The following is a 6,774-nucleotide window of genomic DNA, read 5'->3' as shown; positions in this document are numbered from 1 at the left end:
ATTTATCACACCTGCAAGTACTTCGCGATAATCGTCTAGCCCACACGAAAAAATATTGCAGTCTTTTATTTCACGAGTCATCTGCCTCACCCTTTCTCGCAAGACAGATGTCCCGCGCTATCATGAGTTGCATCGACCTGAGACCTGTACTGTTGACATCCTGCCATCGCATGTTCTCTGGCATCTAGGATTTCCCTAGCCGCCTGGATAATTGCTACCGCGACATCGGTAGGAGCCGAAACGACAATACGCACTATGTCTACATCGACAACCTCAACCTGTAAGCAAGGGTCCGGCAAATTGACACGGCGTTCATCGAATGACAATTTGCCTCCGGTTGCGGCAGCAATTGCCGCCGCATTTCCACACATGGTTTCCTGATCCGATACCAGTGGGGCTGTGTCAGCGAGAAACTGTCGCACCGCTTCAACAACTCGCTCCACGAATTTTCCGTTTTTCGTTTCGTTTACTATTTTCGTCTTAGCTTTAATCCCATACCGATGAGCGATGGACGCATAGAGCTTGCCCGTTTCCCGTGTACGCTGAGACTCGATGCGAATTCTTACTCCCGATTGAAGATAGATCACCTCAGCACTACCCATGACGATATGCTCTTCATCCACCGCTATTCCCGCTTTGATGAGTCGGTCTTTTATTTCTTGGGTGACTATTGTTGCTCTCTCGCTCATTCCACACCTTCCCGATGTTTGAGAAAATATACGGCCACCCAGATCGCCTGCAGAGCAGACGCATGACCCAGTGACCCATCCGCGCCATTCGAGACCACATGGGCTATTTCATGAATGACGATCCTGAGCGCCCCAAAGTAGTTTTCGAGTACCGCCTTGGAGATCAGGATTTTGCCGTCCTTATATAGTCCGAGATAAGTATTTTCACGAAAATCAACGACTTGAGCTATATCAAGAACCTTAACGTCGACCCTGTGCAAATCCATGGCCCCCATAGCCTTGCACAGCTCTATATTTTGAGCAAACATTGCTATCGCCGTGTCGATGGTTTTGGCAGCCCGCTCCAGAATAAACCGTTCTTCTTCGGACAGTTCGTCCCACGCATACGTCCGGGTCGTCATCTTTCGCGCGGCATCTCGGACCTTCTGCGGTGTATCCATCTCGTTTTCCAGGATTTTTCTGAGTTCCTGATTGGCCACCACCGATTTTCGCCCAAAGGATGACATCTCTTGGCTGTCCCCGATGGACGCCACAGGCACCGCATCACCGTGTTCGGCAGCGAATTGCCTGGCAATAGCCTTTTTGGGCGTATCTCCGCCGAAGCAATGGAGATTTTCGACTTCTTTTCGGCCGTCACAGACCATCCGATAGATACGGTCCTCGAGCAGCTCTGGCCTGGCCGCCATCGCAGATGCCAGGATTGCCGACGATGCCCACTTCAAATTGAAGTCTGAGACGATCCTTCGGTCGCGATCCAGCCCAACGTTCAGGAAATTGTACCCGTACACGATTTCAGGATCGCTCTGAACATAGATCCCCTTGACAAAGATCATCCCCATATGCGCGGGATTGAGCAATACCGCGCCGTAGTAGCTATCTTCCACAGCGTCATCCGGACCCAGCGCCTGCAGGTCCAGGAATCGCGACTTGACCTGTGCATACAGCTCTTCGGTAACCGGACTGATTCTGAATTCCGTCCCGCCACGACGCTGCTTCACCTTCGTCGTTTTGATGTACAGCACATCCGCATCGTACTTCTCGCTCCGCTTTATGAGCGGCGTCCAGTTTTCGGTCGGTGTGCGGATCTCGACCGCAAACCCCGCACGCACGAGCGCGAGGAGCCCGACATCTAGCCCCTCGCCGTGACGCCCACGTAGCCCTGTCCCCGCCTTGTCGCTCATTCCGATGAGCAAATGCTCCGCCCGCAGTTCAGCGCCTTCGTTGCCGACTATGAGCTGGTCGTCTTTATGCTTGACCTTGATCGGTCGCCCCCGGTCATGCTCATCGAGCGCGTTTTGGAAGACTTCACGCAGCCCCTCCCACGCCCCCCAAGTGGGAACGTAATCCCTATGAATAGATAGCTCGATCATCATGCCGCATCCTCCTTCTCGAAGACCAACGTCATGCGATCTTCCCCGGTTCCCCGGCACACCGGACATTCCTCGATGCCCCAACCATCGGCATAGAGAACCCCGAGACCATCACATTCCGGACAAACATCGAAGTGGAAATCCATGTAAACCTCCCTGCGGACATCTTGCCCGCCATCTTTATCTTAAAGTATATAGCCTAGAATTAATTTGTCAACATTTTTTTTTACTATTTGCAAGCGCAAATGAGCTGTTGGGTAGAAAGCGGCAACTCAGCCTCTACGTCTATTGTGTCTCCGCATTTTGCAAGAACGATCCGTCCGATACTCGCACTGGCACTACCGCTATCAACGTAACAACCAAAGAGTATTGCATGGCCATTATAATCTGTTTCGCATTCGTTGTGAGCGAACGATACGTATTCGTACGTCGCGAAATACCCCCTATATTCGATAATTTTTCGGCAATTTTCTGGGTCAGCAAAAAAGGAAGACATAAAATCACCGTCGACCTCCAGGTCCGCATCAGCGCACATCGAAGAGCAGCTTTGGGGATCGTCACTCGGTCGCATATACCAGCAGTGACCACTACCCTCCGGGTACTCCATGCCGTTTATCTCTAGGCACGGATTGTACGTTCCGGTTCCGGTATCCATCTCTCCGGTATCTAGCTCGCCAGTTCCTGTATCTGGTTCCCCGGTATCCAACCCGCCAGTATCCGTATCGCCGAAATCACAACACTTCATGCCAACACCGAGACAACTTCCCGGTATCACCGGAGCCTCGCCACAGTCGTATCGACACGCATATGGATTACATTCCATATCCGCGTCCGTATCGGAATCCGCGTCGGTATCACTATCGGCATCGCTGTCAGAATCCGCATCCGTATCCGCATCGGCGTCCGTATCAGCATCCGTATCCGTATCTACATCTGTGTCCGCGTCTGTATCGGCGTCGGTATCCGCATCGGAATCACTGTCAGAATCCGTGTCTGTATCCGCATCCACATCGGAATCATTGTCAGAATCGGCGTCGGTATCCGTGTCGGTATCGCTGTCCGTATCCGCATCGGTACTAGCCTGATTGTCCGTGTTGACATCCGTATCCGCGTCGGTATCCGGCCCTACCGTCTCGCAGCCCACCATCATGATTACCAGTGAAAATATTGCCAACCACATCTCGCTACCTCCTATAATAAAGATAACATCTCAATATAGTTTGTCAACATTAAAGATGTAGATTTTTTTTTAAAACTACTAGAACATAACCCGGTTTTCGCCTCGTACTGTAATCGACATGTGCAAAAAAAGAGGATCGTTGATCATGAGGTTTATGACGTACCCCTCCCCTTTTCGGGTGATATACGTCGTATGGTGAATCTTCTCCCCGCCGTGTCCATCCGGATGCGTGCCCTGCTGCACGATAAATCTCCCGGTGTCGATATGGCACTGATATGGTAGGTTATCCCCGTGAGGTTTTTTGAATAAAACCCCTTTCGCGCGCAAGAACTGGAACATCTTGAGCGGGCCTAAAATCTTGCCGTCGATTTTGACCGACTTTGCAAATTCGGCAATTTTGCAGTAAGCCTCGGTATTGATCATGGCTTTACCAGCAAGAATAAAAGGCCGGTCCACCTTACCCTTGAGCTTGAGCATGTGGTTTTCGTTTTTGATTTTAGCGTTTGTCTCGAGCTGATCAGCTAGCTGCCGAAGAGCCTCCACATATGTAGGCATCTTCATTGGCGACCTGCCGTAAAAATAATCTCTCAAAACTCCGTCCGCCTCTTTCTGATACGCATCCAGCAAAGGCTGAGTATCAGGGCTCACCTTGTTACGATTGATCTTCGTCAACCACATAGGCAGGTTGTCCAGATGGAGCATGAAAGCTTCCTGCTTATGGCCCCTTACGTCTGGTACCGTGATAATCACGGTACGAGCCCAAGGCTGTTCCTTGAGTTTCAATTGCTGATTCCATGGGTCAATCCCGAGGTGCTCGCAGACCCGGCGCACCGAAACCCAGACCGATCCGTCTGGTAGCTGTACCGCCTCTATTTCGCCGCCGCGAAACCCTACCCGGACGATCTCGTTTTTCTTGTCTCCATCATCATCGTCGGTTGTTCCGTCCCCATACCCCTTGTACCCCCTGCATCCCAACATTTTACTTCCTGTATATTTGCAAATCTTCATACTATTATTATAATAACCTAAAATAATTTGTCAACTTATTTTAGGTTTTCCGCTCGAGAAATTCGCTCGCCTACCTCTGACCACGCACTGTCAATCATGTCTACGGCCTTCCGTATGGTGCGTAATTCGTCGCCCAAGACTCGCCCGGCATTCGGCCGAGACAGCATCTTCTCTATATCCCTCGATATGTCCCCAAGTTGCTCGGCGTAGTCTATCAGCTCCCTGATGTCCCGCGTATCCATTCGCTCAATCAGTTCTTTCATGACCTGCTACTCCTTACCACCGCATACCCTGAACTACGTTCTTGCCCGATATGGTAAGCCTTGTGGCTCCGCTGCTCGACCTGGCAATGAACCCCGCTTTCACCAAATCGTCTATCTCTTCGGGGGTCACGTCGTTCCGTTGAAAAAGTTCTTTCTTATACGCCGATGTATATCGGCACATGCCCAAGATCGATTGCTGTCTGTCCGTGAGATCGTGTTGCGGCGGCAAGAATCCCGAAATGGTATCTGGATGGACGTAGACCGTGGCCCCTACCGGCCCCGTGCCGCCCTGGTATCCGAGCACCACAGCACCCTTGTTCGGCGGTATCGCGTGCTTCTTGTCGTCCCAATCCACAGCCTTCTTCGCATAAGCATTCGGGCCACCCCAGTCTCCCCAATGCAGACTGTACTGTCCGGTCTCGAGGTTCACCACAGCCGCAAATGCCCGGTATCCCTCCCCGGAATACCCCTGCAGACTCACGCGATCCTCGGGCACCACCGTGATGTCGCTCTTTTTGAATCCCACTTCCTTGAGCACCTTACGGATAGCACCAGGAAGTTCCCGGACGTGAATCACTGCACCCTTTGCCTCCGTCAACTCCAATCGTTCAAGAAGATTTTTCATGGTTCTCCAAAATCAGACGATTTCACATCCCAAACAGGATCTCCAGTCTGAGACATTTTCTTTACACATTCACTCCCAATATTTACAAAATCACCTTCTTCAGAAGGTTTATAGTTTAAAAAGTCACGACTATTCATAGCAAAAACAAACTGTCTATTTCCAACAAGAGACTTTCGGCATATGTCACAATAAAAATCAATGCTATCTTCAGGTGGAATTATAATGCCAGTCCACATGAACTTCTCTGATGCACGAGGATGAGTGTATATGGCTCCTATTTTAAGATTTTTAAAAGAGCCAAGCCTCTCCAAAAGCTGTCTCATTTTGCCCTATGAGATCGCAAGCTCGCAAGCTTCGTTCCTGTTACTTTTTGCAAGAGCGCCCATGCCCCCTCGAAATCACCGTCCGATAGCAGCCGCTCCATTTTTTGCACATCTTGCCGCGATGCAGCACGGTAAAACTGCATCATCTCCACAGCACCCAGATTGCCCAAATACGATGCCTCTTGTTTCTTCTCAATCTTTTCCAAAAGACTACGCATTATTCCTATAGCTTTGACAACCTGTAAGTAGTAGATCCTGGTCCCTCGGACACATCCTTGCTTGTCAATCCAGTATACTTGCCCTTGGTGTATGGATAATCGGTCCTCGATCCATCGTATTCCATCAAATACGAATTCGAACGATAAGAACGCTGCATCCTGTCTACCAGATCATCGATAGGCCCAGGAGTACGCCCACGGGCAAATACATATACAGAATCATTCGCCGGTTGCTCCCCAAAGTACGGGAGCACAAATGCCCATACCGTGTAATCAATACGATCCCCGTCTTCTTTGAACGTCAACCACGCATCACCCGTCTGGACAGACGCTCTGATAGAACCCGCCGACAGTCGCTCCAAAAGGCTTCGCATATCGTACCTACCTCACTTCGATGGTTGACCATTCCCCGCCTTTTTTTCGCGGAGTAACGTCGTATTTCTCCCCAAACGCATTGACCGTCGCGTCTATAAGCGACGCTACCTTCGCGACTGCCAGGTCAAAGCTATGGAAGACACCGTGAGAAAGAGACTCACCCGGCAATACAGACACAACTCGATACCCTCGGCGTTCATCGTCAATCCGGTAAATTGACTTCCCGCCCCGGCGCACATGCCATCTCCTGAGCTGGTAGCCCTTGTACACCATGTCGAAATCCTTATCGAGAACAATGTCGTAGTCCTCTTTACCCTCGACAACGCGATTCTCGATTTTCTCTATGAGTTTCTTCATTTCATTATCCCCGCCCAAACCTGTACGATTTCATGTAATCGTCTGACTTGTTCTTCCCCACCGTAGCAATCTCCTTGTATAGCTTATACAGCCGCTGCATGGATTCAATGGGGTCTACCTTGCCCCTCTTCAAAATATCGCGCTCGTCTTTGACGCGCTGCAAATACCGCTTCCACCGAGAAACCTCGAAGTCCAACTCGCGAACCATGAAGTCGACATCGACATCCGCCCCGGACATCGGCTCACCACGCAGCAACGCCTTCTCTATCAGTTTTTCCATCTGAAGCCTCCTACGTTGTTACCATCCTGACAGTCACGGCGCTTGTCGGACCCGTCGTCCCCGCCGTGCCCCCGGATGTCACGACC

The 6,774-nt window shown here is 50.8% G+C and carries 11 protein-coding genes; all 11 read right to left on the bottom strand.

The genetic code is table 11. From position 1 onward, the window contains the following. Positions 1–86 precede the first annotated feature (86 nt). Positions 87–689, bottom strand: coding sequence for a hypothetical protein (locus PHI12_12620; GenBank protein ID MDD5511634.1), 603 nt, complete (start codon positions 687–689; stop codon positions 87–89). Beyond that, the gene (locus tag PHI12_12615) at positions 686–2,062 is read right to left on the bottom strand and encodes a hypothetical protein (GenBank protein MDD5511633.1); all 1,377 of its coding nucleotides are present in this window, start codon (positions 2,060–2,062) and stop codon (positions 686–688) included. The genes PHI12_12620 and PHI12_12615 overlap by 4 nt, the downstream gene beginning before the upstream one ends. Further along, entirely contained in the window at positions 2,059–2,205 is a 147-nt protein-coding gene (locus PHI12_12610; GenBank protein MDD5511632.1) for a hypothetical protein, read from the bottom strand. The genes PHI12_12615 and PHI12_12610 overlap by 4 nt, the downstream gene beginning before the upstream one ends. An 83-nt stretch (positions 2,206–2,288) precedes the next feature. Beyond that, complete coding sequence (locus PHI12_12605) at positions 2,289–3,239, bottom strand: hypothetical protein (protein MDD5511631.1); 951 nt, start codon at positions 3,237–3,239, stop codon at positions 2,289–2,291. 78 nt (positions 3,240–3,317) lie between these two features. Continuing rightward, positions 3,318–4,217: a phage antirepressor N-terminal domain-containing protein gene (locus tag PHI12_12600; protein MDD5511630.1), complete on the bottom strand. Its 900-nt coding sequence runs from the start codon at positions 4,215–4,217 to the stop codon at positions 3,318–3,320. 65 nt (positions 4,218–4,282) lie between these two features. Further along, positions 4,283–4,510: a hypothetical protein gene (locus tag PHI12_12595; GenBank protein MDD5511629.1), complete on the bottom strand. Its 228-nt coding sequence runs from the start codon at positions 4,508–4,510 to the stop codon at positions 4,283–4,285. Positions 4,511–4,523: 13 nt separating this feature from the next. Then, positions 4,524–5,135 (bottom strand): hypothetical protein, encoded by a 612-nt coding sequence (locus PHI12_12590; GenBank protein MDD5511628.1) that lies wholly within the window; start codon positions 5,133–5,135, stop codon positions 4,524–4,526. Further along, positions 5,132–5,446 carry a hypothetical protein gene (locus tag PHI12_12585; protein ID MDD5511627.1) on the bottom strand — a complete coding sequence of 105 codons (315 nt, stop codon included), beginning with the start codon at positions 5,444–5,446 and terminating at the stop codon, positions 5,132–5,134. Before PHI12_12585 ends, PHI12_12590 begins: the two co-directional genes overlap by 4 nt. Positions 5,447–5,454: 8 nt before the next feature. Continuing rightward, the gene (locus PHI12_12580; protein ID MDD5511626.1) at positions 5,455–5,664 is read right to left on the bottom strand and encodes a hypothetical protein; all 210 of its coding nucleotides are present in this window, start codon (positions 5,662–5,664) and stop codon (positions 5,455–5,457) included. Positions 5,665–6,057: 393 nt separating this feature from the next. Further along, on the bottom strand, positions 6,058–6,408 hold the full coding sequence (locus PHI12_12575; protein MDD5511625.1) for a hypothetical protein: 351 nt from the start codon (positions 6,406–6,408) through the stop codon (positions 6,058–6,060). 4 nt (positions 6,409–6,412) lie between these two features. Continuing rightward, complete coding sequence (locus PHI12_12570) at positions 6,413–6,688, bottom strand: hypothetical protein (GenBank protein ID MDD5511624.1); 276 nt, start codon at positions 6,686–6,688, stop codon at positions 6,413–6,415. Positions 6,689–6,774: the final 86 nt, after the last annotated feature.

Source organism: Dehalococcoidales bacterium, from assembly GCA_028716225.1.
Taxonomy (GTDB): Bacteria; Chloroflexota; Dehalococcoidia; order Dehalococcoidales; family UBA5760; genus UBA5760.
The sequence above is the reverse complement of the archived record's forward strand: the minus strand, read 5'-3'. Positions and strand labels throughout refer to the sequence as shown.

Bases quoted from the DNA above. Each gene is read 5' to 3' on its own strand.
- PHI12_12575 (MDD5511625.1), bottom strand. From the start codon at position 6,408: ATGAAGAAACTCATAGAGAAAATCGAGAATCGCGTTGTCGAGGGTAAA.
- PHI12_12570 (MDD5511624.1), bottom strand. From the start codon at position 6,688: ATGGAAAAACTGATAGAGAAGGCGTTGCTGCGTGGTGAGCCGATGTCC.
- PHI12_12605 (MDD5511631.1), bottom strand. From the start codon at position 3,239: ATGTGGTTGGCAATATTTTCACTGGTAATCATGATGGTGGGCTGCGAG.
- PHI12_12595 (MDD5511629.1), bottom strand. From the start codon at position 4,510: ATGAAAGAACTGATTGAGCGAATGGATACGCGGGACATCAGGGAGCTG.
- PHI12_12615 (MDD5511633.1), bottom strand. From the start codon at position 2,062: ATGATGATCGAGCTATCTATTCATAGGGATTACGTTCCCACTTGGGGG.
- PHI12_12620 (MDD5511634.1), bottom strand. From the start codon at position 689: ATGAGCGAGAGAGCAACAATAGTCACCCAAGAAATAAAAGACCGACTC.
- PHI12_12610 (MDD5511632.1), bottom strand. From the start codon at position 2,205: ATGGATTTCCACTTCGATGTTTGTCCGGAATGTGATGGTCTCGGGGTT.
- PHI12_12590 (MDD5511628.1), bottom strand. From the start codon at position 5,135: ATGAAAAATCTTCTTGAACGATTGGAGTTGACGGAGGCAAAGGGTGCA.
- PHI12_12600 (MDD5511630.1), bottom strand. From the start codon at position 4,217: ATGTTGGGATGCAGGGGGTACAAGGGGTATGGGGACGGAACAACCGAC.